This is a genomic window from Bacillus sp. JJ664, assembly GCF_036962205.1.
Classification (GTDB): Bacteria; Bacillota; Bacilli; order Bacillales; family Bacillaceae_G; genus Gottfriedia.
In genome coordinates this window covers 865-1,208 of sequence record NZ_JBALMS010000058.1, presented here as the reverse complement: position 1 = coordinate 1,208, position 344 = coordinate 865, and the positions used below count along the sequence as shown (strand labels likewise).

The window sequence follows — 344 nt, the reverse complement described above, 5'->3', positions numbered from 1 at the left end:
GGTTTATATATAGGTAGAAATAAATTAAGAGAGTTAAATCTAAGAAAAGTAGAGTTTGGGATTGCCGGGTTACTGATTGTGGCTGATCTTTTGTATAATATATGGATGGTAAAAAATGATATATGGAGAACGAGTGATTCGTTACCACTGCAATTATGTAGTATCAGCTTATATTTAGTCATTTTGTTATTGTTAACAAGAAATAAGCTAGTTTACGAGATTGTATTGTTCACGGGCATTTTAGGTGCGATGCAGGCAGTTTTAACACCTTATTTATTTTTTGATTTTCCACATTTTAGATTTATACATTTCTTCGGTACACACAGCTTAATTATATTAGTACC

At 31.1% G+C, this 344-nt stretch carries 1 protein-coding gene; it reads left to right on the top strand.

Features of this window, described 5'->3' with window-relative positions:
- Window positions 1-78 precede the first annotated feature (78 nt).
- The coding region (locus tag V7056_RS10695) for a TMEM164-related integral membrane acyltransferase (RefSeq protein ID WP_499701766.1) at window positions 79-344 on the top strand (266 nt) is incomplete at its 3' end.